The organism is Spiroplasma sp. hy2 (assembly GCF_044714365.1).
Taxonomy (GTDB): domain Bacteria; phylum Bacillota_I; class Bacilli_A; order Mycoplasmatales; family Mycoplasmataceae; genus Spiroplasma; species Spiroplasma phoeniceum.
The window spans coordinates 1-595 of the sequence record NZ_RXFZ02000379.1 but is presented as its reverse complement, the minus strand read 5'-3'; the positions used below and the strand labels follow the sequence as shown (position 1 = coordinate 595).

The following is a 595-nucleotide window of genomic DNA, read 5'->3' as shown; positions in this document are numbered from 1 at the left end:
TAAAAGACATAATTAATTAAAATTATAATTTGCTATTAGTATCTTTTTAAAAATATTTACAATTATTTTAATAGGTTATGCAAGAAGTCTAATCAATCATAAAATTTATAAGTAACTAAATCACCAACTGTATTAGCATGCTGTGCTAATTTATTTGTTAATTAAACAAAATATGCTCTCTTTGTTTGATAGGTTTCTATTAATTCAATAATATTTTTAATATCTTTATATTCTTCAGCAATATTTTTAATTTGATAATGTCCATCGCGGTCTAAAACAAAATTCATAATTCGACGTTGATGTAAAACTTCATCTTGTGCTTGAACTTGGAAATAATGGCTAAAACCAGGAAACCCTAACTTATCAGCGGCTGAACTTAAATTATAGCAAAAAAATTGCATTTTGATGTGTTCATCAATATAATGTTGTAAATCTTTTTCAATGTCGTTTGTTAACATAATTTTTCCTCTCTTTCTATTCTTATTGTACACTCTTAAAAGTTAATTATTCTCATTTTAATTCTTTAATTTTGTCGAAAACTCTTGATATTTATAAAATATACCTAAAATTAGGTATATTTTTAATATATGGAGGT

1 protein-coding gene is annotated in these 595 nt (G+C 23.5%); it reads right to left on the bottom strand.

Translation table 4 applies throughout. The features are described from left to right. Positions 1-161: 161 nt before the first annotated feature. Positions 162-458: a ferritin-like domain-containing protein gene (locus EHV01_RS06740; protein WP_422066786.1), complete on the bottom strand. Its 297-nt coding sequence runs from the start codon at positions 456-458 to the stop codon at positions 162-164. Positions 459-595: the final 137 nt, after the last annotated feature.